Origin of the sequence: Streptomyces sp. NPDC001137, from assembly GCF_040298885.1 — a bacterium.
In the GTDB taxonomy this organism is placed as follows: Bacteria; Actinomycetota; Actinomycetes; order Streptomycetales; family Streptomycetaceae; genus Streptomyces.
Window position 1 is genome coordinate 1 of record NZ_JBEPBA010000029.1, and the last position, 23077, is coordinate 23077.

General features: G+C 70.4%; 24 protein-coding genes. 10 read left to right on the forward strand and 14 right to left on the reverse strand.

Features of this window, described 5'->3' with window-relative positions; all coding sequences use genetic code 11:
* Positions 1-330: 330 nt before the first annotated feature.
* On the reverse strand, positions 331-972 hold the full coding sequence (locus ABT254_RS39325; protein WP_351481557.1) for a DNA-3-methyladenine glycosylase: 642 nt from the start codon (positions 970-972) through the stop codon (positions 331-333).
* Positions 973-1109: 137 nt separating this feature from the next.
* Between ABT254_RS39325 and ABT254_RS39330 the strand changes: the two genes are divergently transcribed.
* From ABT254_RS39330 to ABT254_RS39340, 3 genes are all read left to right on the forward strand, one after another.
* Positions 1110-1892, forward strand: a complete 783-nt coding sequence (locus tag ABT254_RS39330) for a sporulation protein (protein WP_351481560.1) — start codon at positions 1110-1112, stop codon at positions 1890-1892.
* A 42-nt stretch (positions 1893-1934) separates the two neighbouring features.
* Positions 1935-2474 carry a YbhB/YbcL family Raf kinase inhibitor-like protein gene (locus tag ABT254_RS39335; RefSeq protein WP_115908979.1) on the forward strand — a complete coding sequence of 180 codons (540 nt, stop codon included), beginning with the start codon at positions 1935-1937 and terminating at the stop codon, positions 2472-2474.
* A 144-nt stretch (positions 2475-2618) separates the two neighbouring features.
* On the forward strand, positions 2619-3125 hold the full coding sequence (locus ABT254_RS39340) for an HNH endonuclease (protein ID WP_351481563.1): 507 nt from the start codon (positions 2619-2621) through the stop codon (positions 3123-3125).
* Positions 3126-3188: 63 nt separating this feature from the next.
* Here the strand turns inward: ABT254_RS39340 and ABT254_RS39345 are convergent, their stop codons facing one another.
* From ABT254_RS39345 to ABT254_RS39355, 3 genes are all read right to left on the reverse strand, one after another.
* The gene (locus ABT254_RS39345) at positions 3189-4133 is read right to left on the reverse strand and encodes an SPFH domain-containing protein (RefSeq protein ID WP_115908977.1); all 945 of its coding nucleotides are present in this window, start codon (positions 4131-4133) and stop codon (positions 3189-3191) included.
* 131 nt (positions 4134-4264) lie between these two features.
* Positions 4265-4696 (reverse strand): NfeD family protein, encoded by a 432-nt coding sequence (locus tag ABT254_RS39350; RefSeq protein WP_351481567.1) that lies wholly within the window; start codon positions 4694-4696, stop codon positions 4265-4267.
* Positions 4697-4790: 94 nt separating this feature from the next.
* Complete coding sequence (locus ABT254_RS39355; protein ID WP_351481570.1) at positions 4791-5582, reverse strand: ABC transporter ATP-binding protein; 792 nt, start codon at positions 5580-5582, stop codon at positions 4791-4793.
* A gap of 140 nt (positions 5583-5722) precedes the next feature.
* Here ABT254_RS39355 and ABT254_RS39360 point away from each other — a divergent pair, with 140 nt between their 5' ends.
* Entirely contained in the window at positions 5723-6511 is a 789-nt protein-coding gene (locus ABT254_RS39360; RefSeq protein ID WP_351481573.1) for an Rv1486c family protein, read from the forward strand.
* Between the two features lie 200 nt (positions 6512-6711).
* On the opposite strand, the gene chpE is transcribed toward ABT254_RS39360, so the two are convergent.
* The 3 genes from chpE to ABT254_RS39375 form a co-directional block, all read right to left on the reverse strand.
* On the reverse strand, positions 6712-6960 hold the full coding sequence (chpE, locus tag ABT254_RS39365) for a chaplin ChpE (RefSeq protein ID WP_351481576.1): 249 nt from the start codon (positions 6958-6960) through the stop codon (positions 6712-6714).
* 169 nt (positions 6961-7129) lie between these two features.
* The gene (locus tag ABT254_RS39370) at positions 7130-7771 is read right to left on the reverse strand and encodes a response regulator (protein ID WP_344403680.1); all 642 of its coding nucleotides are present in this window, start codon (positions 7769-7771) and stop codon (positions 7130-7132) included.
* The gene (locus tag ABT254_RS39375) at positions 7764-8936 is read right to left on the reverse strand and encodes a GAF domain-containing sensor histidine kinase (RefSeq protein ID WP_351481579.1); all 1173 of its coding nucleotides are present in this window, start codon (positions 8934-8936) and stop codon (positions 7764-7766) included. The genes ABT254_RS39370 and ABT254_RS39375 overlap by 8 nt, the downstream gene beginning before the upstream one ends.
* A 225-nt stretch (positions 8937-9161) precedes the next feature.
* Here ABT254_RS39375 and ABT254_RS39380 point away from each other — a divergent pair, with 225 nt between their 5' ends.
* The 3 genes from ABT254_RS39380 (at position 9162) to ABT254_RS39390 (ending at position 11994) form a co-directional block, all read left to right on the forward strand.
* Positions 9162-9854 carry an SDR family NAD(P)-dependent oxidoreductase gene (locus tag ABT254_RS39380; protein ID WP_351481582.1) on the forward strand — a complete coding sequence of 231 codons (693 nt, stop codon included), beginning with the start codon at positions 9162-9164 and terminating at the stop codon, positions 9852-9854.
* 2 nt (positions 9855-9856) lie between these two features.
* Positions 9857-10900 carry an S-adenosylmethionine:tRNA ribosyltransferase-isomerase gene (locus ABT254_RS39385; protein ID WP_351481584.1) on the forward strand — a complete coding sequence of 348 codons (1044 nt, stop codon included), beginning with the start codon at positions 9857-9859 and terminating at the stop codon, positions 10898-10900.
* A 341-nt stretch (positions 10901-11241) separates the two neighbouring features.
* Complete coding sequence (locus ABT254_RS39390) at positions 11242-11994, forward strand: transglycosylase SLT domain-containing protein (protein WP_351481587.1); 753 nt, start codon at positions 11242-11244, stop codon at positions 11992-11994.
* A gap of 103 nt (positions 11995-12097) precedes the next feature.
* On the opposite strand, the gene ABT254_RS39395 is transcribed toward ABT254_RS39390, so the two are convergent.
* Positions 12098-14617: an ABC transporter ATP-binding protein/permease gene (locus ABT254_RS39395; protein WP_351481589.1), complete on the reverse strand. Its 2520-nt coding sequence runs from the start codon at positions 14615-14617 to the stop codon at positions 12098-12100.
* A gap of 241 nt (positions 14618-14858) precedes the next feature.
* Between ABT254_RS39395 and ABT254_RS39400 the strand changes: the two genes are divergently transcribed.
* Positions 14859-16712 carry a streptophobe family protein gene (locus ABT254_RS39400; RefSeq protein ID WP_351481591.1) on the forward strand — a complete coding sequence of 618 codons (1854 nt, stop codon included), beginning with the start codon at positions 14859-14861 and terminating at the stop codon, positions 16710-16712.
* A gap of 567 nt (positions 16713-17279) precedes the next feature.
* The gene (serB, locus tag ABT254_RS39405; protein WP_351481593.1) at positions 17280-18494 is read left to right on the forward strand and encodes a phosphoserine phosphatase SerB; all 1215 of its coding nucleotides are present in this window, start codon (positions 17280-17282) and stop codon (positions 18492-18494) included.
* Positions 18495-18603: 109 nt separating this feature from the next.
* Here serB and ABT254_RS39410 read toward each other — a convergent pair whose 3' ends face one another.
* From ABT254_RS39410 to ABT254_RS39425, 4 genes are all read right to left on the reverse strand, one after another.
* Positions 18604-19122, reverse strand: a complete 519-nt coding sequence (locus ABT254_RS39410; RefSeq protein WP_351481595.1) for a SixA phosphatase family protein — start codon at positions 19120-19122, stop codon at positions 18604-18606.
* A gap of 65 nt (positions 19123-19187) precedes the next feature.
* Positions 19188-19394 carry a hypothetical protein gene (locus ABT254_RS39415; RefSeq protein ID WP_351481597.1) on the reverse strand — a complete coding sequence of 69 codons (207 nt, stop codon included), beginning with the start codon at positions 19392-19394 and terminating at the stop codon, positions 19188-19190.
* A 171-nt stretch (positions 19395-19565) separates the two neighbouring features.
* Positions 19566-19682, reverse strand: coding sequence for an SGM_5486 family transporter-associated protein (locus tag ABT254_RS39420; protein ID WP_097262240.1), 117 nt, complete (start codon positions 19680-19682; stop codon positions 19566-19568).
* A gap of 43 nt (positions 19683-19725) precedes the next feature.
* A complete protein-coding gene (locus tag ABT254_RS39425; RefSeq protein ID WP_502972132.1) occupies positions 19726-21012 on the reverse strand; it encodes a CynX/NimT family MFS transporter in 1287 nt (428 codons plus the stop codon).
* A gap of 82 nt (positions 21013-21094) precedes the next feature.
* Here ABT254_RS39425 and ABT254_RS39430 point away from each other — a divergent pair, with 82 nt between their 5' ends.
* Positions 21095-21784, forward strand: a complete 690-nt coding sequence (locus ABT254_RS39430; protein ID WP_351481601.1) for a FadR/GntR family transcriptional regulator — start codon at positions 21095-21097, stop codon at positions 21782-21784.
* Here the strand turns inward: ABT254_RS39430 and ABT254_RS39435 are convergent.
* Positions 21765-22112: a hypothetical protein gene (locus ABT254_RS39435; RefSeq protein ID WP_351481603.1), complete on the reverse strand. Its 348-nt coding sequence runs from the start codon at positions 22110-22112 to the stop codon at positions 21765-21767. The two genes, ABT254_RS39430 and ABT254_RS39435, sit on opposite strands and share 20 nt — an antisense overlap.
* 193 nt (positions 22113-22305) lie before the next feature.
* Positions 22306-23073: an enoyl-ACP reductase FabI gene (gene fabI, locus ABT254_RS39440; protein WP_351481605.1), complete on the reverse strand. Its 768-nt coding sequence runs from the start codon at positions 23071-23073 to the stop codon at positions 22306-22308.
* Positions 23074-23077 lie beyond the last annotated feature (4 nt).

The following is a 23077-nucleotide window of genomic DNA, read 5'->3' on the forward strand; positions in this document are numbered from 1 at the left end:
GAGTTCTCAAGGAACGGACGCTTCCTTTGTACTCACCCTCTCGGGCTTTCCTCCGGGCAGTTTCCCTTCGGTCTTGCGTTTCCGACTCTATCAGATCCTTTCGGGCCTGATTCCCTGTCGGCGGGGCCTTTCGACATTCACTACGTTAACCGATTCCCCCGGCGAACTCATAATCGAGTTCCGCGAGTCCGAATTCAGGCATGCGGGCACACCGAATTCGACCCCGCCGAGGGGCGATCGTAGGTAGTGGTTTGGCCGCTTCCGGCTGCTGGCGATTGCCGTACCCGGTTCAAGCGGCTCGGGCTACATTACGCAGCTTCCAGGGACGCGTCAACTTGAGCGGCGCCTCGGAACGTGGGCCCTATAGGGGCTCACCGTCGGGTCGTTGGCGATCCAGAAGCGCCAGGGGTGGACACCCCCGTCACCTGCGACGCCGGTGCGTGGACCGCTGAGTACCTGGTCGGGGGCGACGGCGGCGCCCGTCAGGATCCTCAAGGGGGTGTCCCCCGGGGCGCAGGCGTCCGTGCCGTCAAGATCACGGGCTACGTCCAGGGCCGTGGCAAGGCGGGCAGGCCCTTTGGCCAGTTCCTTGTCATTTCGGGCCGAGAGTCGACGTTTGCGGGCGAGCTCGGCACCCTCGATGACCTCGCCGGCCCGGAGCAGGACCGCGCTCGCCTTCCCTTCGGGGCCGCACACCAGGTTCATGCAGAACCACATGCCGTAGGTGAAGTAGACGTATACATGCCCGGGCGGACCGAACATCACACCGTTTCGGGCCGTGCGGCCGCGATAGGCGTGGGAGCCGGGGTCGTTCGGGCCGTCGTAGGCCTCGACCTCTGTGAGGCGCAGGGCGATCGGACCGTCCGGTGTCGTACGCACGAGGATGCGGCCCAGGAGGTCGGGGGCGACTTCCAGGACGGGGCGGTCGAAGAACTCCCTGGGGAGTGGCGTACGGTCCGGTGGCGCGATCATGGGGTACGAGCCTAGTCCAGACGGGTGGAGACCAAGGGCTGGTCAAGGTTCCCTCTCCTTGCCAGGGTGTGGGGCGGAACCGGCCGTACCCGGATCGCGTTTGTAGGGATCAAGGGTCCACACGTAGAGGGAGAGACATGGCGTTCAAGAAGCTGCTCGCGAGCCTGGGGGCCGGCGGGGCTTCGGTCGAGACGGTGCTGACCGAGGTCAACGTCGTTCCGGGCGGCGTCGTCCAGGGTGAGGTGCGGATCCAGGGCGGGTCCGTGAACCAGGACATCGAGGGCCTGTCGGTCGGGCTGCAGGCCAAGGTCGAGGTCGAGAGCGGCGACGAGGAGTACAAGCAGAACATCGAGTTCACCAAGGTGCAGCTCGGTGGCGCCTTCGAGCTGCAGGCCGGGGCCGTGCACGCGGTGCCGTTCGGGCTCGAGATTCCCTGGGAGACGCCGGTCACGATGATCGACGGGCAGGCGCTGCGCGGGATGAACATCGGTGTCACCACGGAGCTGGCGATCGCGCGGGCCATCGACTCCGGTGACCTGGACCCGATCAATGTGCACCCGCTGCCGGCGCAGAAGGCGATCCTGGACGCGTTCATCCAGCTGGGCTTCCGCTTCAAGAACGCGGACATGGAGCGCGGGCACATCCGGGGCACGCGGCAGAAGCTGCCGTTCTACCAGGAGATCGAGTTCTTCCCGCCGTCGCAGTACCGTGGGCTGAACCAGGTCGAGTTGAGCTTCGTGGCCGACGAGCACGCCATGGACGTCATCCTGGAGATGGACAAGAAGCCCGGTCTGTTCAGCGAGGGCAGTGACACGTTCCGGTCCTTCCAGGTGGGTCTCCAGGACTTTTACGGGACCGACTGGGCGGCGTACCTCAACCAGTGGCTGTCCGAGGTCGGCAGCAAGCGCAACTGGTTCTAGGCTCGGAACTGCTGATTCCGTCATCGATCAGGAGGTACCGAGGTGACCGAGCTCAAGCGGCGGCCGCTCCCCCATGACTTCCATCCGCCCGTGCCGTCGTTCACGGTGACGAGTGAGGACGTCGAGGAGGGCGCCACGCTCAAGGATGCTCAGGTCTACGCGGGCGGCAACACCTCGCCGCAGCTGCGGTGGGAAGGCTTTCCTGCCGAGACCAAGAGCTTCGCCGTGACCTGCTACGACCCCGACGCCCCCACGGGCAGCGGGTTCTGGCACTGGACCGTCTTCGACATCCCGGCCTCGGTGACCGAACTGCCGGCCGGTGCGGGCAGCGGCAAGTTCGAGGGGCTCCCCGAGGGTGCCGTGCAGGTGCGCAACGACTACGGGAGCAAGGACTTCGGCGGGGCCGCTCCGCCGCCCGGGGACGGGCCGCACCGGTATGTGTTCACGGTGTACGCCGTGGACCAGGAGAAGTTGGGTCCCGACTCCGATGCCTCTCCCGCCGTCATCGGTTTCAATCTGCGGTTCCACGCGATCGCGCGTGCCCAGCTGATCGGTGAGTACGAGGTGCCCGCCGAAGACTGACGTTCATGGAACGTTTGCCCGCCTCTGGTCTTGGAATTGATCAGGGGCGGGCAGTTTTTATTGCGTTGTCCATCTCGGCGTGCCCGGCCAGAGTTGATCCAAGCCCGCCAGGGGGTGGGCCGACTGCACGGGAGGTGGGCTGGGATGCGGGACACGCTGGTACTGAATGCGAGCTTCGAGCCGCTGTCGACGGTGACGTTGAATCGAGCCGTCGTTCTGGTGCTGCAGGACAAGGCCGTTGTCGAGCAGGCCCACCCCGAGCTGCGCATGCGTGGAGCCGCGGTCGACATACCTGTGCCCCGGGTGATCCGGTTGTGCCGGTATGTGAGGGTGCCGTTCCGAAGACAAGCACCGTGGTCGAGGCGGGGGGTGCTGGTCAGGGACCGGCACCGGTGCGCTTACTGCGGTCGCCGGGCGACCACCGTGGACCATGTTGTGCCTCGGGCACAGGGTGGTCAGGACTCGTGGCTGAACACGGTGGCCTCGTGCGCGGAGGACAACCACCGTAAGGCGGACCGGACTCCGGAGCAGGCGGGTATGCCGTTGCTGCGGCAGCCGTTCGAGCCGACGCCTCAGGACGCGATGCTGCTGACGCTTGGCAGTGAGGACTTCGATGCGCTCCCGGACTGGCTGGCCCAGCCCGCCGCCTAGGTCGTACGCAGAACTCGGGGCTCACCTCCGTCGGAGGTGAGCCCCGGTGTCGTACAGGACATGTCAGTCGATCGACGGCTTCTCGCGGCGTTCCGGGGCCTTCTCTGTACCTCCGCCGCCCGAGTTGCCGCCGAACGGGCCGAAGTTGCCCATGGCGCCGGAGAGGCCCTTGAGGGCGTCGCCGATTTCGCTGGGGACGATCCAGAGCTTGTTGGCGTCGCCCTCGGCGATCTTCGGCAGCATCTGGAGGTACTGGTAGCTGAGGAGCTTCTGGTCGGGGTCGCCGGCGTGGATGGACTCGAAGACCGTGCGGATCGCCTGGGCTTCGCCCTCGGCGCGCAGGGCGGCGGCCTTGGCCTCACCTTCGGCGCGCAGGATCTGGGACTGCTTCTCACCTTCGGCGGTGAGGATGGCGGCCTGGCGCGTACCTTCGGCGGTGAGGATCGCGGCGCGCTTGTCACGGTCGGCGCGCATCTGCTTCTCCATCGAGTCCTGAATGGAGGTGGGCGGTTCGATGGCCTTGAGCTCGACGCGGTTGACGCGGATGCCCCACTTGCCGGTGGCCTCGTCGAGGACTCCGCGCAGGGCAGCGTTGATCTCCTCGCGGGAGGTCAGGGTCCGCTCGAGGTCCATGCCACCGATGATGTTGCGGAGCGTGGTGACGGTCAGCTGCTCGATCGCCTGGATGTAGCTGGCGACTTCGTAGGTCGCGGCCCGGGCGTCGGTCACCTGGTAGTAGATGACCGTGTCGATGTTGACGACCAGGTTGTCCTGGGTGATCACCGGCTGCGGCGGGAACGGTACGACCTGTTCGCGCAGGTCGATGCGGTTGCGGATGGTGTCGATGAACGGGACGACGATGTTGAGGCCCGCGTTCAGCGTCCGCGTGTAGCGGCCGAAGCGCTCCACGATGGCGGCGCTGGCCTGCGGGATGACTTGGATGGTCCTGATCAGGGCGATGAAGACCAACACCACCAGAATGATCAGGACGATGATGACCGGTTCCATCGTCGTTCCCCGTACCCTTCTCCGCCTCGGCGCTTTCGGAAGATCTTATGGTTGTTGAAGATCTTGCTGGTCGAGTCTGACAGACCGTCGCACAACTCGTGGGCTGTTCGCTTCAGTTGAGTCCTACGAGGTCAGATGACGATCGCGGTGGCCCCTTCGATCTCCACGACATCCACTTCCTGCCCCACTTCGTAGGCGCTGCCGGCGTCGAGCGAGCGCGCCGACCAGACCTCGCCGGCCAGCTTGATCCGGCCTCCGGAGCCGTCGACGCGCTCGAGCACGACGGCCTGTTTGCCCTTCAACGCCTCGACTCCCGTGGCGAGTTGGGGGCGTTGCGCGCTGTGCCTGACCGCGATGGGGCGTACGACTGCGATGAGGGCGACCGAGACGACGACGAAGGCGAGTACCTGGGCCACGGAACCGAAGCCCACTCCGGCCGTGACGGCCGCGGCGACGGCGCCCACTGCGAGCATGCCGAATTCCGGCATCGCGGTCACCACGAGCGGGATTCCGAGCGCAGCCGCGCCGACGAGCCACCACACCCATGCGTCGATGTCGTTCACATGGTCATGGTAGGACCGCGGGTCCTGCCTCGGACAGGGCGCGATGTGGCTGGGACGGGCTTCTTACCCGTGTTTTCGCGCGGGCTTCACACAGTCAGGACAGCGGCAGGCCCTGAGCGGTCCAGCGGTCACCGACCTGTTCGACGACGAGCGGGAGGCCGAAGCAGAGGGAGAGGTTGCGGGAGGTGAGCTCGAGTTCCAGCGGGCCGGCGGCGAGGACCTTGCCCTGACGGATCATCAGGACATGGGTGAAACCGGGGGCGATCTCCTCCACGTGGTGGGTGACCATGATCATCGAGGGGGCGATCGGGTCGCGGGCGAGGCGGCCGAGGCGGCGGACCAGGTCCTCGCGGCCGCCGAGGTCGAGGCCGGCGGCGGGCTCGTCGAGGAGCAGGAGCTCGGGGTCGGTCATCAGGGCGCGGGCGATGAGGGTGCGCTTGCGCTCGCCCTCGGAGAGGGTGCCGAACCTGCGGTCCACGTACTCGGTCATGCCGAGGCGGTCGAGGAAGGCGCGGGCGCGCTGCTCGTCGATGTCCTCGTAGTCCTCGTGCCAGCCGGCGGTCATGCCGTAGGCGGCGGTGAGCACGGTCTGCAGGACGGTCTGGCGCTTGGGGAGCTTGTCGGCCATGGCGATGCCGGCCATGCCGATGCGGGGGCGCAGCTCGAAGACGTCGACCTTGCCGAGGGTCTCGCCGAGGATGGAGGCGGTGCCGGTGCTGGGGAAGAGGTAGCTGGAGGCGACGTTCAGGAGGGTCGTCTTGCCGGCGCCGTTGGGGCCGAGGATGACCCAGCGCTCGCCTTCCTTCACCGACCAGGAGACCTGGTCCACCAGAGCCCGGCCCTCCCGGACCACGGATACGTCCTGAAGCTCCAGAACATCGCTCATGAGCGCGTTGTCTCCCCTTGCAGTGTGACCGGTCTCGGCGTCTCGGCTGTCGCGTGCGCGCTTTCGGGCGCAGCCCTCGATGAAATCTACGCCACCGGCCGCCCGGCCCATTCCATCGGTCCGGTCCTTAGGGTGGGGGCATGCTCTCGGAACCGCGTTCAGGACGCTTTGCCGCTTGGGGAAACGCCCTTTTGGCCGGGCTTGTCTCGCCGGACGACGCCGTGCTGGCGATCGTCGGGGACGATGCCGTGCATCGCATGGAGGGGCTGCCCGGTGAGTCGGCGCCCGTCGGGCTCACGCTGGCGCTGGGCCGGCTGAGGGCGCTCGGCGTCACGGGACTGCGGGTCGCGCTGCCCGCGCCGGGACATCCGCTGGGGCTGAGCGGGCCGCCGGAGTTCAATGCGCGGGCGATGGACGCCGAGGAAGCGGTGGTCTGCCATGGCGCCGCGTTCGGGTTGGTGCCGGAGGTGTACGAGGCAGGGCCCGACGGCGATGTGCATGTGGAGGTCGTCTGGCACTGTCTGCCGGTGCGGGAGGCTCCGCCGGCCGATGTGCCCTCGCTGGGTGAGGCCGAGCGGGAGCTGGCGGAGGCGTTGCGGGACGCGACGGAGGTGCTGGCGCGGCTGGACGTCGCCGGGTCGGGGCCGGTGGCGGAGGCGGCGATCGATGCGTACCGGGCGCGGGCCGAGCGGGGGCGTGAGGTGCTGGCGCCGGGTTATCCACCGCGGGCGGTGCGGGTGCTGGAGCTGGCGCAGCGGGTGGGGCTGTTGATTTCCCTCGCTCACGGCAACGGGCACGGGGGTGCGGTGAGCGCCGGTGAGATGGGGGCGCGGGCCGAGGCTCTGCGGCCGGTGGAGCGGACGGCTCGGCGGGCGCAGGTCGCCGCGTACAACTCCGTTGTGGAGGAGCGGGAGCGGGGGGTGCGGTGAGCGTTGGGTTCTTTGCGGCTGTGGGGTTGTGCGCCGTACCTGGGGGCTTTGCCCTCAGACCCCCTTTGTCGGCCTGAACGGCCTCGTCCTCAAACGCCGGACGAGCTGAAAGACAAACCCCGACCGGCGCCGTGAAAAAACTGACCGGCCCCCCGGGAATGCCCGGGAGGCCGGAATCAGTGCATGCGGTGTGACCTGCGTCAGTGGTTGACGGCCAGGTTGCCGAAGGCGGGGTTCAGCACGCCGACGACGTTCACGCTGTTGCCCGAGACGTTCACCGGGATGTGCACCGGGGCCTGGACCACGTTGCCCGAGACGATGCCGGGCGAGCCCACGGCCGTCCCGTCGGCGTGCGCACCGCCGGTGGTGGCGGAGGCCATTCCGGCTCCAGCGGCGAGCAGACCGCCGGCCACCATCGTCACAGCCGCTGCCTTCTTCAGGTTCTTCACTTTCCAAGCCCTCCCTAGCGGTTGCCGCGGCAATCGCCGCAGCACGCACTGAAGAACGGCGGAGATCCTCGGAGGATGCGCCATCCGGGGGACATTCCCACGACGGTATGAATCTCAGTCCGGAGCGGAACCCTCCGTATTGCCGTGGCGTCCCGGAGCTCGGCGTGTTTCAGCCGGTCACGCCGTGGCGGACGGCCCACAGCGCCGCCTGGGTGCGGTCCGCCAGGTCGAGCTTCATCAGAATGTTCGAGACATGGGTCTTCACGGTCTTCTCGGACAGGACGAGGGCGCGTGCGATCTCGCGGTTCGAGCGGCCGTCCGCTATCAGGCCCAGCACCTCGCGCTCCCGTTCCGTGAGCGAACCGCCTCTGCCCTGGCCCGAGTTGGCCTCCTCCTGGGAGAGCAGGGCGCCCGCGACCTCGGGCTGGAGCAGGATGTGCCCGGCGTGGACGGAGCGGATGGCGCCGGCCAGGGCGTCGGGGTCCACGTCCTTGTAGACGTATCCGGCGGCGCCCGCGCGCAGGGCCGGGACCACCGTGCGCTGTTCGGTGAAGCTGGTGACGATCAGCACGCGCGCCGGGTTGTTCAGCTCGCGGAGCTTGCGCAGGGCGTCGACGCCGTCCATGCCGGGCATCTTGACGTCCATCAGCACGACGTCGGGCTGCAGTTCCTCGGCGCGGGCGACTCCTTCGGCGCCGTCGGCCGCCTCACCCACGACCTCGATGTCGTCCTGCACCTCGAGGAAGGTGCGCAGGCCGCGGCGGACCACCTGGTGGTCGTCGACGAGCAGCACCTTGATTGCGTCAGCCACCGGGGACCTCCATCTCGATCGTGGTGCCCTTTCCGGGCGCCGATTCGACGGTCAGCACGCCGCCGACCCCGCTCGCGCGGTCCCGCATGGACACCAGGCCCAGGTGGCGTCCCGCACGGCGTATCGACTTCGGGTCGAAGCCGCTGCCGTCGTCCGTGACGCGCAGGACCGTCCCGCCGTCGCGGCGGGCCAGGGTCACGTCCACCTGCCGTGCCCCGGAGTGCCGCAGGGCGTTGTGCAGGGCCTCCTGGGCGACGCGCAGGACGGCCTCCTCCTGGGCGGCGGGCAGGGCGCGCACCCCACAGGTGTCGAAGGTCACCCGCGCGGTGTGGGCCCGGTCGAGGACCTGGATCTGGGTGCGCAGGGTGGCGACCAGCCCGTCCTCGTCCAGGGCCGCCGGGCGCAGCTCCACGACGGCGGCGCGCAGTTCGTCGGCGGCCTCGGCGGCCAGCGCGGCCACCTGTTGCAGCTCGCCCTTGGCGCGGGAGGGGTCGCGGTCGACGAGGGCGGCGGCGGCCTGTGCGGTCAGCCGCAGCGAGAAGAGCTTCTGGCTGACCGCGTCGTGCAGCTCGTGGGCGAGGCGGGAGCGCTCCTCGGCGATGGTCAGCTCGCGGCTGCGCTCGTACAGGCGGGCGTTGGTGAGGGCGATCGCGGCGTGCTGGGCGAGGATGGCGAGCAGTTCCTCGTCCTCCTCGGTGAAGCCGCAGGTGCCTTCCGCCTTCGCGCCCCGTGCGGGGTTCCCCTCCACGGGGCGCAGCTTGTTTGCGAGGAACAGCGCGCCGATGACCTCGTCGCCGTCCCTGATGGGCAGGCCCAGGAAGTCGGACATGTCCGGGTGGGCGGAGGGCCAGCCCTCGAAGCGTGGGTCCTTGCGGACGTCGGCGAGGCGTTCGATCTTCGCTTCCTGGAGCATCGCGGCGAGGATGCCGTGCTGGCGCGGGAGCGGGCCGATGGCCTTCCACTGGGCGTCGCTCACGCCGTCGACCACGAACTGGGCGAAGCCGCCGTGGTCGTCGGGGACGCCGAGGGCGGCGTACTGCGCGTCGAGCAGCTCGCGGGCCGAGGCGACGATCGTCTTGAGGACGTCGCGCACCTCGAGATGCCTGCTCATGGCCAGCAGCGCGGAGCTCACCGCGGTGAGGCCGGACCGGGGGCCGTGACTCATGCCCTCAAGGTACCGGCGGGGTGTGACAACGCGGATCGGACCTGTGGCGGCGCGGGCTGCGCCGGTGGGCCTAGGGCGGGCGGACTAGGTCCGGGGCCCGGGACGGGCGGCTTAGGCCGAAGGGCCCCGGCTGGTTGGGGCCCGCGTCCGAGGCGGGGCGGGTGGCGCGGTTCCTAGGTTGAGGTCACCGCCGAAGGACGGGCGGGTGAGACGAGGGGACGTGTCATGCCGGTAGCGATCATCACAGGGGCTTCGAAGGGGCTGGGGAGGGCGCTGGCCGAGGCACTGGCCGCACGCGGCTGGGATCTGGTGCTCGACGCGAGGACGGAGGTGGCTCTCACCGAGGCGGCGCAGGCCGTGTCCGCGTACGGCACACATGTGAGCGCCGTGCCCGGCGACGTCACGGACGCCGGTCACCGGGCGGAGCTGGTGGCGGCCGCGGGGAAGCTGGGCGGCCTCGATCTGCTGGTGAACAACGCGAGCGCGCTGGGCGCCGAGCCGCTCGTACGGCTGGAGCAGCTGCCCCTGGAGGGGTTCAGGCGGGCGCTGGAGGTGAACGTGGTGGCCGCACTGGGCCTGGTCCAGGAGGCGCTGCCGCTGCTGCGGTCGTCGGGGGCCGCCGCGGTGATCGCGGTCAGTTCGGACGCGGCCGCCGAGGCCTATGAGACGTGGGGCGGATACGGGGCGTCGAAGGCGGCGCTCGACCATCTGGCGGCGGTGCTCGGCGAGGAGGAGCCCGGACTGCGGGTCTGGGCGGTCGACCCCGGGGACATGGCCACGGACCTGTATTCGGCGGCCGTACCGGACGACGGTGATCCCCGGCCGGCGCCGGCGAGTGTGGTGCCGGCGTTCCTGCGGCTGCTGTACGAGCGCCCGGCGAGCGGCCGCTATGCGGCTCCGGCCCTGCTGGAGGGGTAGCGATGACGGTGGCGGTGCAGGTACCGGAGGAGCTGTCGGCCCGGATTCCGGTCGAGCAGCGCGGGGCGGGGCTCGACCGGGATGCCGTACGGCTGCTCGTGTCGCGCGGCTGCGAGGTGTCGCACCACGCGTTCGTGGAGCTGCCGCGGCTGCTGCGGGCCGGGGATCTGCTCGTGGTGAACACCTCGCCCACACTGGCTGCCGCCGTGGACGGGTGGGCCGGGCACGCGCGCGTGGTGGTGCACTTCTCCACGTGCGGGGACGACGGGCGGTGGGCGGTCGAGCTGCGGGATCCGGACGGGAAGGGCACCACGCGCGCGCGTGCGGGCGGGCCCGCGGGTCTGGAGGTGCGGCTGCCCGGGGGCGTACGGCTGGTCCTGGAGGAGCCGCTGAGCGGGCGCGGCGACCGGTTGTGGTGGGCGCGCGTGTCGGGGGCCGGGGTCCTCGGGCTGCTGCGGGAGCACGGGCGGCCCATTCGCTACTCCTATACGGAGCGGGACCAGCCGCTGTCCGTGTACCAGACGGTGTTCGCGCTGCCGTCCGCCGACGGGACCGGCAGTGCGGAGATGCCGAGTGCGGCGCGGCCCTTCACGGCGCGGCTGGTGGCGGAGCTGGTGAGCCGGGGTGTGCAGTTCGCACCGGTCACCCTGCACACCGGGGTGGCCTCGGCGGAGGCGCACGAGCCGCCGTATCCGGAGCGGTTCTCGGTGCCGGCGGCGTCGGCCCGGCTGATCAATGCCGTGCGGGCGGGCGACGGACGGGTGGTCGCGGTCGGGACGACGGCTGTCCGGGCCGTCGAGTCGGCGGCCGGGCCGGACGGCGTCGTACGCGCGCGTGAAGGGTGGACGGATCTGGTTGTCACCCCGGAGCGCGGGGTACGGGTGGTGGACGGGCTGCTGACCGGGCTGCACGAGCCGGAGGCCTCGCATCTGCTGATGCTGGAGGCGATCGCCGGGCGGGCCGCGATCGACCGCAGCTACGAGGAGGCGCTGCGCGGGCTCTACCTGTGGCACGAGTTCGGGGACGTCCACCTCATCCTCCCGTAGGAGGCCGCTCACGCAGTGCATTGCTCAAGCAACTCATGGTGAGACCGTTGTGGCGCCGATGTGAGCCCGCGCATAGGGCGCAGATCACGTACGAAGGGCAATAGGAGACAGACCCTCCCCGCATGAGCGGGGCGAACGGTCCAGTCTGTCCGTTTTTGCCCTCACCCGATCCACTACCGGGGATCGTACGTCACACCTTTGCCACGACATTTTGCGGCCGCTAAGAATGGCTGCCGTCGCTCAGCGCCGCGGGTTCCCCCCGCGGCGTTTGTGCGGGCCGGACCCGTGTCCCCCGCAGGACGTTGAGCGACCTCCGCGCTATTCGAAGAGGTCCGTCTGCCATGCTCAAGAACACCAACATTCGCCGTCTCAGTCGCTCGCTGAACCGTCACCAGAAGGTCGCGATGGCGGGTGTCGCCACCCTCGGTGCCGCCGCTCTCGCGTTCTCCGCGGTGCCCAGCAACGCCGAGACGACCACGAACGAGGCCACCGTCTCGACGGCCAAGGTGGAGTACGGCTCCGACCAGATCAAGGACGTCAAGGCCAGCGTCACCGACCAGCTCGCCGGTGCCAGCCTGAAGGCCCAGGACATCAAGGCCAAGGCCGAGGCCAAGCAGAAGGCCGCCGCCGCGGCTGCCGCGAAGAAGGCCGCCGCGAAGAAGGCCGCCGCCGCGGCTGCGGCCAAGAAGAAGGCCGAGGCCGCGCGCAAGGCGAAGGCGGCCGCGAGCCGGGCCGCCCACCGTGCCGCGATCAAGCCGGTCACCAAGACCTACGCGAACAACCTGGACGGCTGGATCCGGAACGCGCTCGACATCATGCAGGCCAAGGGCATACCGGGCAGCTACAACGGCCTGTACCGCAACATCATGCGGGAGTCCTCGGGCAACCCGAACGCCATCAACGACTGGGACATCAACGCCATCAACGGCATCCCGTCGAAGGGCCTGCTGCAGGTCATCCCCCCGACCTTCAGCGCCTACCACGTGGCCGGCACGTCCTGGAACATCTACGACCCGGTCGCCAACATCACCGCCGCCGCCAACTACGCGGCCGACAAGTACGGCTCGATCGACAACGTCAACAGCGCGTACTGAGGTCGGCGCGGACCTCTTCACGTGAACAAAGGGCGGCACCCCCGAGGGGTGCCGCCCTTCGCGTCGTACGAGAACCCCGTACGAGAGCGTCGTAGGACTGCGACTACTTGCGCATGACCTCCGGCTCGTGGCGGCGCAGGAAGCGAGCCACGAAGAACGCGCAGATCACACCGAGCGCGATCAGGGCGATCATGTCCATGCTCCAGGCGCCCACGGTGTGCTCCCACAGGGGGTCGTTGGGCTTGCCCTTGCCGGGCGGGCTGATCCGGTTGAAGTCGAGCGTGGCGCCCGCGGCGGCTACGGCCCAGCGCGAGGGCATCAGGTACGAGAACTGGTTGACGCCGATCGCGCCGTTCAGGGCGAAGAGGCAGCCGGTGAAGACGACCTGGACGATCGCGAACATGACCAGCAGCGGCATGGTCTTCTCGGAGGTCTTCACCAGTGCGGAGATGATCAGGCCGAACATCATCGAGGTGAAGCCCAGGGCCATGACCGGGATGGTGAGCTCGAGCAGCGGGAGGTTCTTGAGGACCAGGCCCTCCGTCGGGATCTTCCGGCTGGCGAAGCCGATCATGCCGACCATCAGCCCTTGCAGCACCGTGATGAAGCCGAGCACGAAGACCTTGGACATCAGGTACGCGGAGCGGGACAGGCCGGTGGCGCGCTCCCGCTCGTAGATGACCCGTTCCTTGATCAGCTCACGGACGGAGTTGGCGGCACCGGCGAAGCAGGCGCCGACCGCGAGGATCAGCAGGACGGTGGTGGCCGTACCGTTCGGGACGGGCTGCTGGGTCGTCGGGTTGATCTCCGTGTTGACCAGCAGGTCCTTGCCCGAGTCGATGAGCAGGCTCACCGAGCCCAGGACGAGCGGCAGGATCACCGTCAGGGCGAGGAAGCCCTTGTCGGAGGCGATGACCGAGACATAGCGGCGCACCAGGGTGCCGAACTGGCTCATCCAGCCCTGCGGCTTCGGCGGCTTCATCGCCTGCATCGGAGGCATCTGTACGGACTGTGGCGCAACGGCGTCGATGTCCGCGGCGTACATCTGGTAGTGCTGCGAGCCCTTCCAGCGTCCGGCCCAGTCGTAGTCGCGGTAGTTCTCGAAGGCGGAGAAGACGTCGGCCCAGGTGTCGTAGCCGAAGAAGTTCAGCGCCTCCTCCGGCGGTCCGAAGTAGGCGACCGCGCCGCCCGGAGCCATCACCAGGAGCTTGTCGCACAGCGCCAGCTCGGCCACGGAGTGGGTGACCACGAGGACCGTACGGCCGTCGTCGGCGAGGCCGCGCAGCAGCTGCATGACGTCGCGGTCCATGCCCGGGTCGAGGCCCGAGGTGGGCTCGTCGAGGAAGATCAGCGAGGGCTTGGTGAGGAGCTCCAGGGCCACCGAGACCCGCTTGCGCTGGCCGCCGGAGAGGGAGGTGACCTTCTTCTCCTTGTGGATGTCCAGCTTCAGCTCGCGCAGCACCTCGTCTATGCGGTCCTCGCGCTCCTGCGCCGTGGTGTCGGCGGGGAAGCGCAGCTTGGCCGCGTACTTGAGGGCCTTCTTGACGGTCAGTTCCTTGTGCAGGATGTCGTCCTGCGGGACCAGACCGATGCGCTGGCGCAGCTCGGCGAACTGCTTGTACAGGTTGCGGTTGTCGTAGAGGACGTCTCCCTGGTTGGCCGGGCGGTAGCCGGTGAGCGCCTTGAGCAGGGTCGACTTGCCCGAGCCGGACGGGCCGATGACCGCGATCAGGGACTTCTCCGGGACGCCGAAGGAGACGTCCTTCAGGATCTGCTTGCCGCCGTCGACCGTGACGGTCAGATGGCGGGCCGAGAAGGACACCTCACCGGTGTCGACGAACTCCTCGAGGTGGTCGCCGACGATCCGGAACGTGGAGTGGCCGACGCCGACGATGTCGGTCGGGCCGAGCAGCGCCGAGCCGCCCTTGGGGATCGGCTGGCCGTTGACGTAGGTGCCGTTGTGCGAGCCGAGGTCGCGGATCTCCATGCGGCCGTCGGGCGTCGAGTGGAACTCGGCGTGGTGCCGGGAGACCTGCAGGTCGGAGACGACCAGCTCGTTCTCCAGGGCGCGGCCGATGCGCATCACGCGGCCGATGGAGAACTGGTGGAACGTGGTGGGGCTGCGGTCGCCGTAGACCGGCGGCGCCCCCGCGCCACCACCGGGGCCCTGCTGCTGCGGAATCGGCGCGGCGGCCTGCTGCGGCTGCTGCCAGCAGGGCTGCGGGGCCTGGTGCTGCGGCGGTGTCTGCTGCGGCGGTGCCTGCTGGGCCCAGCCGGGGCCCGCGCCCTGGGCGGCGTAGGGCTGCTGCTGGGGCTGGGCGACGGCGGCCGCCGCGCCGGTGACGGTGACCAGCGGGCCGTCGGTCGCGTTGCCGAGGTGCACCGCGGAGCCGGGGCCGATCTCCATGTGATGGATCCGCTGCCCCTGCACGAAGGTGCCGTTGGTGGAGCCCTGGTCCTCGATGACCCAACTGCGGCCGCCCCAGCTGATCGTGGCATGACGCCAGGACACTCTGGCGTCGTCGAGCACGATGTCCCCCTGCGGATCACGTCCGAGGGTGTACGGCCTGGACGGGTCGAGCGTCCAGGTACGTCCATTCAATTCCAGTACGAGTTCCGGCACTCCATGCCCCACTGAGTAGTCCCCCGAGTTACCCCCAACACAGGGAGTCTAGGGATGTCGAACATCGTCGGGAACTATTTCAGGCTCGCCCCCCTGACCGAAAGTCGGGCCTTGTGAACCACCACGCACATGCGCATCGGTTGGTTCCGTTGACGGGGTTGAAAACGGCCCGGAGAGTGGTAATCCACGCGAGGGGGACATGCGCGGCCGCCGTGCCGCAATGCGGATCGGGGGGTCTGCCATGAGCGCGTCCATGGGCACGTCGTCGAGCGTCGAGTCCGTCGGGAGCGGCACCAGGGTGCCGTGGGGGGACGTCCTGCTGTCCGCGATCGCCTCTGTGAGCTGGGCGTTGATCGGGATGGCGGGTACGGCGGCGCTCGGCCTGCATCTGCTGGAGGCGGACGCGTCGGGCTCGCTCGGGCCGATGACCGCGGCGGTCGTGGCACTTGGGGCGGGTGGTTCGGTGACGCCGTCCGGCGACGTGTCCGCGTTCGGCCTGAAAGGCGCGCAGGCACATACGGCCGTCACGATCACGCCATTGGGTGTGAGCCTGGTCGGGGCGCTCCTGCTCTCGTGGTTCTTCCTACGGTCCTTGCGGGCGGCGGGAGTTGTGATCGCGCCGGCCGAACTCCTCGCGCGCGCGGGCGCGGTGGTCGCGCTGTTCGTGGCGACGCTGGGCGGGCTGGCCTGGGCGGGGCACGACGTCATCACCATCGACGGCGGCTCGCTGGGTCTCGACAAGCTGCCCGGCGGAGGCGGCGGGGGTGGTGGTGGCGTCAACATTCCCGGTCTCGGCGACATCGGGGACATCGGCGGGCTGCTGCCCGACAACATCGGCAACCTCATCGACGCGAAGGCGGCGGTCGGCTTCACCGTCGACACCGCGCCCACCCTGCTGGGCGGGCTCGGCTGGTCGGCCGGCATCCTGCTGATCGCCCTGCTGGCCTCGCGCCGCACGCCCCTGCCGCGCGGCTGGGAGGCCGTGCACCGGGTGGTACGGCCGGCGGCGTCGGCGATCGTCACGGTGATGCTGGTGGCGGTGGCGGCGGGCCTCGCGGCGGGGGCGTACGCGGCGATCCGTGACGACCATCCGAAGCGGATCTTCGGCGCCGCACTGCTGGGCGCGCCCAACGGCACCTGGCTGGGCATCCCCGTCGGCCTGTTCGTGCCGTTCGACGGCAGGGCGACCGGCGTACTGACCAAGTTCCTGCCGGATCCGCTGGACAACCTGCTCACCGCGAAGACCGACCAGTCGGTGACGCTGGGGCGGCTGGCGGACCTGGACGGGCGGGTGTGGCTGCTGGGGGTGGCGGCGGCCGTGATGATGCTGTTCGCGGGGGTGCTGGCCGCGGTGCGGACGCCCGTGGGGGCCGGGGCTTCGCCGGCTGCGGGTTCTTCGGGCGTACGGGGGCCGGGCGCCCTCGCCTTCGCCGGGCGGTGTGCGGTGCGGCTGGGGATCGTCACGGCGCTGGCGCTGCCGCTGCTCGCGTGGCTGACGGAGGTGTCGGTGGACGCCTCGCTGTCGGTGCTGGGCTTCGATGCGTTCGGTGCCGGGATCGAGCTGCACGGGCATCTCGGCATGGCGCTGCTGCTGGGCGCCCTGTGGGGTGCGGGAGCGGGGGGTGCCGGGGCGTTGCTGGCGTGGGCGAGCGGCGCGGCGGGGCGGCGGGCGGCGCCGTTGGCGCTGAGCGACGGGGGCGCGGGCGCGCCCGCCGGGGACGCCGGGTATCCGCAGTACGCGCGCGAAGCCGGGGGCGTGTCGGGGCCGTACACGCCCAGTACGCCGTACCGGGCGCCGAACCCCACCACCAATCCGTATCTGCAGCTGCCGGAGGGGCTGCGGGAGCCTGAGGACGCGCGACCGCCGGACCGGCAGGGTCCGCCGGGTGCCCCCGACCGCGGACGGCCGCCCGCCGGCTCGCCGCCGCCCGGTACCGGCAACAGCGACGTGTACGGCGCACCGACGGTGGCGCGTCCGATGGACGGCCTCCCGCCCCGCCCACGCCGCGGGAACCGGCCGAACCCCGGCCCGAAGGAGGGCCCGCCGCCGCCCCAGCCACCGCCGCCCCCGGGTCGGCGGAAGGACGACCGCTGAGGTACACGTCGGCCGCCGTGGGAGCGGGGCAGTCCGGCGCGCGTGTGCCGCAGGGAACCAGGGGTCGCCGATCCAGGCAGCGGAGCGGGATACGCCGCTCCCGGGGCAACCGGGCCGTCCGGTACGACGCGCCGCAAGCGGCGCTCGCCGGGACCCGGTGCGGCGGCTGCGGGCGGTGCGGTGGTGGCGTACGCGTCATCCGGACCGAGGCGGCGGGCCTCGTCGACGACCTCGGGGGGCATCTGCGGCAGAGAGCGGCCCACCACCCACCGGCCGAGGTGACGCTGAGCCGGACGCATCGCCACCTGGCGGTACCGGGCTGTCCGACGTAGCTATGCCGCTCTGAGCCATCCGCCGGGACTCGCCGCGGCCGGGCCGCGGGGCCGCCCGGGCCGAGGAGGCCGCCCGGGCCGAAGGGCCGCCCATGCCGAAGGGGCCGCCCAGGCCGTCTCAGCCCGGTGGGCCGGCCGTAAGGCCTTCGACATCTGCTCGACACCCAGTGTTCCGTGTCCGGCAGGCGGACCGCGGCGGCGGGCGGCACTGGGTGCCGGATACGGTGGGTACACCATGAGCGCATCGCAGACCTCGACCTCTGACGTCCCCACCCTCCTCGTCAAGATCTTCGGCAAGGACCGGCCGGGCATCACGGCCGGCCTGTTCGACACCCTCGCCGCCTACTCCGTCGACGTGGTCGACATCGAGCAGGTCGTCACCCGTGGCCGGCTCACGCTGTGCGCGCTCGTGACCCCGCCGCCGCACGGGCTGGAGGGGGATCTGCGGGCCACCGTCCACAGCTGGGCGGAGTCGATGAAGATGCAGGCCGAGATCATCTCCGGGCGGGGCGACAACCGTCCGCGCGGCCTCGGACGCTCACTGGTCACGGTCCTCGGTCACCCGCTCACGGCGGAGGCGACCGCCCGGATCGCCGCCAAGATCGCCTCCGCCGGCGGCAACATCGACCGTATCTTCCGCCTCGCCAAGTACCCCGTCACAGCGGTCGAGTTCGCGGTGTCCGGCGTCGAGACCGAGCCGCTGCGCACCGCCCTGGTGACGGACGCCGCGGCACTGGGTGTCGATGTGGCGGTCGTCGCGGCGGGGCTGCACCGGCGGGCTCAGCGGCTGGTCGTCATGGACGTCGACTCGACGCTCATCCAGGACGAGGTGATCGAACTCTTCGCGGCGCATGCCGGCTGCGAGGACAAGGTCGCCGAGGTCACCGCCGCCGCGATGCGCGGAGAGCTGGACTTCGAGCAGTCGCTGCACGCGCGCGTGGCGCTCCTGGAGGGGCTCGACGCGTCCGTGGTGGACAAGGTGCGCAGCGAGGTGCGGCTGACGCCGGGGGCGCGGACCCTGATCCGTACGCTCAAGCGGCTCGGGTACCAAGTGGGCGTGGTGTCCGGAGGGTTCACCCAGGTCACGGATGATCTGAAGGAGCGGCTGGGGCTCGACTTCGCGCAGGCCAACACCCTGGAGATCGTCGGTGGCAGGCTCACCGGCAGGGTCACCGGCGAGATCGTCGACCGCGCGGGCAAGGCGCGGCTGCTGCGCCGGTTCGCCGCGGAGGCGGGCGTACCGCTCGCCCAGACCGTGGCGATCGGCGACGGCGCCAACGACCTGGACATGCTCAATGCGGCGGGTCTCGGTGTCGCCTTCAACGCCAAGCCCGTCGTACGGCAGGCCGCGCACACCGCGGTGAACGTGCCCTTCCTGGACACGGTCCTGTATCTGCTGGGCGTCACCCGTGAAGAGGTCGAGGCCGCGGACACGCACGACGAGGAGTAGTCGCCCCCATCGGCACGTCGAGGGGCCCGGCACCGTGATGGTGCCGGGCCCCTCGGTCGTGGTGTCGCCTGCTCGCTTCGTGGGTCGTCTGGTGGTTGCGCCGTCTCGGCTACTCGGTCGGCGCCCAGTAGTCCAGCAGCGTGGCCACGCCCGGTTCCAGGCCCTTCCAGGGGCCCTCGAAGGACAGGACGGCGAAGGCTGCGGCCGGGAAGCCACGGCGGCTCATCCGCTCGCCGGCGTCGCCCTCGGAAGAGCCGGCCAGGATCTCGGCGAGACCCTGGACGCCGGGGTTGTGGCCGATGAGTACGGCGTTCTGCACGTCGTCGGGGGTCTCGTTGAGCAGCGCGATCAGCTCGCCGGGTGAGGCCTCGTAGATCCGCTCCTCGTAGACGGTTTTCGGCCGGTGCGGGAATTCATGGACGGCCAGCTTCCAGGTCTCTCGGGTCCGGACAGCGGTGGAGCACAGGGCCAGGTCGAAGGGGATACCGGTATCGGCCAGCTTGCGTCCGGCGACTGCGGCGTCCGTGCGGCCCCGCTCAGCGAGGGGGCGCTCGTGGTCGGTCACCTGTGGCCAGTCGGCTTTCGCATGCCGGAAGAGGACGATCCTGCGGGGTTCTGCGACGCTCATGGAACCCAGCTTCGCATGAAACAGGCCATGGGGCGCAGGGAGTTGACTGGCGGCCGAACCGGTGCTCAGCGGGCTATGAGCTGCTGTGCCCGCTCGAAGAGGTGGGTGATCGCCGGGTCACCCGCCGCCGCCTGCGCGTCCGACGGGTTCAGCATCAGAGCCAGCAGCACGATGAAGGCGAGCGTGGGCAGGGCGAGGGCCCACCAGGGCAGCCTGATGTCGACGCCGGCCGTGGTCGCCGGGTGGGGCCGGGTGTGCGACTGGGCCGACATGGGTGCCTCCGCTGGTCTTCGGGTCCTGGGTGATCCGCCTTGCGCGGTCACACCTCGAAGTTACGGAATCCGAGGCCCTCAACCCATCCGGAGATCCACCCAGTTGACCCTGACACTCACCCCCTAGGGGATGGTGGTGCTAGCCCCACCATCGGGCCGCCCGGCGGACGGTCACGGCGAGGCGATCGTCGCGATGACGGCGATGATCACGAAGATGGCGAGGAACGAGCCGAAGACGAGCAGCATCTTCTTCTGGCCGTTCTGGGGGTTCGGGTCGAGCACTGGCATACGGCCAGTCTCGCACCCGGCGCCGGCGGCGGTCGGGCCGGGGTCAGCGGGCCGCCTCGTCCTCCACCGTGCGGTTGCGTCCCGCCAGGACGCCGACGGCCATCTGCGGGACCATCAGGGCGGCCATCAGCGCGATGGGCAGCCCCCAGCCGCCACTGTGCTGGTAGAGCACGCCCACCAGCAGCGGGCCCGGGATGGAGATCAGATAGCCGGTGCTCTGCGCGAACGCAGACAGCTGGGCGACGCCCGCGCCGGTCCTGGCCCGCATGCCGACCATGGTGAGGGCCAGCGGGAAGGAGCAGTTGGCGACGCCGAGCAGCAGCGCCCAGGCCCAGGCGCCGGCGGCCGGTGCGAGGTACAGACCGGCGTAACCGGCGAGGCCGCAGGCGCCCAGCGCGAGCACGATCGGCCCCTGGTGCGGGAGCCGGGCGGCGACGCGCGGGATGACGAAGGCCAGGGGCACGCCCATCACCATCGTGACGGCGAGCAGCAGCCCCGCCGTGCCCGCGGGCACGCCCGCGTCCCGGAAGATCTGCGCCATCCAGCCCATCGTGATGTACGCGGCGGTGGCCTGCAGCCCGAAGAACACGGCGAGCGCCCAGGCGGTACGGCTCCGGGTGATCCGCAGCGCGGGCGCCTCCACGCGCGCGTGCTCCTGCCGCCCCGGCGGCTGCTCCGCGGGCGCCGCATCCCGCTGCCGTACGAACGGGATCCACGGCAGAACGGCAGCCGCCGCGAGGGCCGCCCACACCGTGAGTCCCGACTGCCAACTGCCGCCGAGCGCCTCGGTCATGGGCACCGTCACCGCGGCCGCGGCGGCGGTGCCCAGGGCGAGCGCCATCGAGTAGAGGCCGGTCATGGAGCCGACCCGGTCCGGGAACCAGCGCTTGACGATGACCGGCATCAGGACGTTGCTGACGGCGATGCCCATGAGGGCGAGCGCGCTGGCGGCCAGGAAGCCGGCCGTGCCGCCCGCGTACGGCCGTATGAGCAGGCCCGCGGTGAGGGCGGTCATGCCCGCGCACACCACCGCGCCCGGTCCGAAGCGGCGGGCGAGGCGGGGGGCCGTGATGCCGAAGACGGCGAAGCAGAGCGGAGGCACGGAGGTGAGCAGGCCGGCCACGCTGCCGCTCATACCGAGCCCGTCGCGGACCTCTTCGAGGAGCGCGCCCAGGCTGGTGATGGCGGGGCGGAGGTTGAAGGCCGACAGGACGATGCCGAGCACGAGCAGTCTCGTCGTCCACGCGCGCGTGGCGGGTCGTCGGGGCTCGCCCGCGGCCGAACCGGACACGGTCGCGAACGTCTTCGTCCGGGTTTCCTCACTTGCCATGCCGTCCATCATAGAATCATTGGATGATTGGTTGTCCATCCCCGGGTCGGACGGACCCGCCCGCCGCGTGCGAAGGTGTGCCATGCCCCTGAGTCACCCCCGCCGTTCCGCGCTGTCCGAGCAGGTCATCGCCGCTCTGCGGCACGAGATCACCTCGGGCGAGTGGCCGGTCGGCTCCCGCATCCCGACGGAGCCCGAGCTGGTCGAGCAGCTCGGGGTGGCCCGGAACACGGTCCGTGAGGCCGTCCGCGCCCTCGCGCACAACGGCCTGCTGGACATCCGTCAGGGCTCGGGCACCTATGTCGTGGCGACGAGCGAGCTGGCGGGCGTGATGCACCGCCGCTTCGCCGACGCGGACCCGCGGCACATCGCCGAGCTGCGCTCCACACTCGAGTCGGCGGCCGCCAGGCTGGCCGCCCGGCGGCGCACGGAGAAGGACCTCAAGCAGCTGGACGCGCTCCTGGTGCGGCGCGAGGAGGCCTGGGAGTCGGGCGACACGGAGACCTTCGTGACGGCGGACTCGACCTTCCACCTGGCGGTGGTGGCGGCCTCGCACAACGACGTGATGACCACGATGTACGCGGACCTCGGCGAGGTGCTGCGGGACTGGCTGCGCGAGGACGTCGGCCAGGAGCTCACCCCGGAGACGTACATGGAGCACACGCGCCTGGTCGACGCGATCCGCGCGGGCGACGCCGAGGCGGCCGGTGCGGAGGCGGCGAGCTACCCGTTCCTGTGCCGTCCCGGGCGGTTCACCGCCGCTGGTGACTGATCCACACCGACCCGACTTCCTTCCAGCACCGGCCGGTGAGGCGTACGGTCATCGCCGGCCCCGTGTCGACCGGAGTGCCGTCGGTGTCGAGGTCCCACCAGCGGGCGCACTCGACGTGGAGGCTGACGCCGTCGGTCTGCGGATAGGGGTTGTGGCAGTACGCGGTCACACGGGAGCCGGTGATCCTGGTGCGGCACTCCGCGCCGAAGAGCTGCGGTGCCGGCGGCTTCCCGGGCTTCACGCGCGCGTGGGGCATCGCCTCGTACGGCAGGGACATCACGAGAGCGACAGCGACGGTCACTGAGGCCAGGTTGCGGACGATGCGCACAAGGGGACCTCCTCGGCCGCGCTGGGGAGGGAATCACGTGCTGAGCACGTACTCCAGGGTGCGCAGTCCAGTCCCGGCCCGCCCGGTCACATAGCCCGAACGGGTGACATCGCGGCGAGGGCGGGGCACGCGCCGAGGGCCCGCACCCGGTGGGGTGCGGGCCCTCAGTGTCGGCCGAGGCTCAGCGGCGGCGTCAGGCGCCGATGGCGTGCAGACCGCCGTCCACGTGGACGATCTCGCCCGTGGTCTTCGGGAACCAGTCGCTCAGCAGCGCGACGATGCCCTTGCCGGCCGGCTCCGGGTCCTTGAGGTCCCACTCCAGCGGGGAGCGGTTGTCCCACACGGAGGCGAGGTCCGCGAAGCCCGGGATGGACTTGGCGGCCATCGAGGCGAGCGGGCCCGCGGAGATCAGGTTGCAGCGGATGTTCTGCTTGCCCAGGTCACGGGCGAGGTAGCGGCTGGTGGCCTCCAGGGCGGCCTTGGCCGGACCCATCCAGTCGTACTGCGGCCAGGCGTACTGCGCGTCGAAGGTGAGGCCGACGACCGAGCCGCCGTTCTGCATCAGCGGCAGACAGGCCATGGTCAGCGACTTCAGGGAGTACGCCGAGACGTGCATGGCGGTGGCCACGGACTCGAACGGCGTGTTGAGGAAGTTTCCGCCGAGCGCGTCCTGCGGAGCGAAGCCGATGGAGTGCACGACGCCGTCGAGGCCGCCGAGCTCCTCGCCGACCAGGTCGGCCAGACGGGCCAGGTGCTCGTCGTTGGTGACGTCGAGCTCGATCACCTTGGTGGGCTTGGGGAGCTTCTTGGCGATGCGCTCGGTCAGCGTGGGCCGCGGGAACGCGGTCAGGATGATCTCGGCGCCCTGCTCCTGGGCCAGCTTGGCGGCGTGGAAGGCGATGGAGGACTCCATCAGCACACCGGTGATCAGGACGCGCTTGCCCTCGAGAATTCCGCTCATGGTG

What these genes read in the sequence shown, in the direction of transcription:
- ABT254_RS39325 (WP_351481557.1), bottom strand. Translation starts at nt 972, where the DNA reads ATGATCGCGCCACCGGACCGTACGCCACTCCCCAGGGAGTTCTTCGAC.
- ABT254_RS39330 (WP_351481560.1), top strand. Translation starts at nt 1,110, where the DNA reads ATGGCGTTCAAGAAGCTGCTCGCGAGCCTGGGGGCCGGCGGGGCTTCG.
- ABT254_RS39340 (WP_351481563.1), top strand. Translation starts at nt 2,619, where the DNA reads ATGCGGGACACGCTGGTACTGAATGCGAGCTTCGAGCCGCTGTCGACG.
- ABT254_RS39345 (WP_115908977.1), bottom strand. Translation starts at nt 4,133, where the DNA reads ATGGAACCGGTCATCATCGTCCTGATCATTCTGGTGGTGTTGGTCTTC.
- ABT254_RS39355 (WP_351481570.1), bottom strand. Translation starts at nt 5,582, where the DNA reads ATGAGCGATGTTCTGGAGCTTCAGGACGTATCCGTGGTCCGGGAGGGC.
- ABT254_RS39360 (WP_351481573.1), top strand. Translation starts at nt 5,723, where the DNA reads ATGCTCTCGGAACCGCGTTCAGGACGCTTTGCCGCTTGGGGAAACGCC.
- ABT254_RS39375 (WP_351481579.1), bottom strand. Translation starts at nt 8,936, where the DNA reads ATGAGTCACGGCCCCCGGTCCGGCCTCACCGCGGTGAGCTCCGCGCTG.
- ABT254_RS39380 (WP_351481582.1), top strand. Translation starts at nt 9,162, where the DNA reads ATGCCGGTAGCGATCATCACAGGGGCTTCGAAGGGGCTGGGGAGGGCG.
- ABT254_RS39385 (WP_351481584.1), top strand. Translation starts at nt 9,857, where the DNA reads ATGACGGTGGCGGTGCAGGTACCGGAGGAGCTGTCGGCCCGGATTCCG.
- ABT254_RS39390 (WP_351481587.1), top strand. Translation starts at nt 11,242, where the DNA reads ATGCTCAAGAACACCAACATTCGCCGTCTCAGTCGCTCGCTGAACCGT.
- ABT254_RS39400 (WP_351481591.1), top strand. Translation starts at nt 14,859, where the DNA reads ATGAGCGCGTCCATGGGCACGTCGTCGAGCGTCGAGTCCGTCGGGAGC.
- serB (WP_351481593.1), top strand. Translation starts at nt 17,280, where the DNA reads ATGAGCGCATCGCAGACCTCGACCTCTGACGTCCCCACCCTCCTCGTC.
- ABT254_RS39410 (WP_351481595.1), bottom strand. Translation starts at nt 19,122, where the DNA reads ATGAGCGTCGCAGAACCCCGCAGGATCGTCCTCTTCCGGCATGCGAAA.
- ABT254_RS39415 (WP_351481597.1), bottom strand. Translation starts at nt 19,394, where the DNA reads ATGTCGGCCCAGTCGCACACCCGGCCCCACCCGGCGACCACGGCCGGC.
- ABT254_RS39420 (WP_097262240.1), bottom strand. Translation starts at nt 19,682, where the DNA reads ATGCCAGTGCTCGACCCGAACCCCCAGAACGGCCAGAAGAAGATGCTG.
- ABT254_RS39425 (WP_502972132.1), bottom strand. Translation starts at nt 21,012, where the DNA reads ATGGCAAGTGAGGAAACCCGGACGAAGACGTTCGCGACCGTGTCCGGT.
- ABT254_RS39430 (WP_351481601.1), top strand. Translation starts at nt 21,095, where the DNA reads ATGCCCCTGAGTCACCCCCGCCGTTCCGCGCTGTCCGAGCAGGTCATC.
- fabI (WP_351481605.1), bottom strand. Translation starts at nt 23,073, where the DNA reads ATGAGCGGAATTCTCGAGGGCAAGCGCGTCCTGATCACCGGTGTGCTG.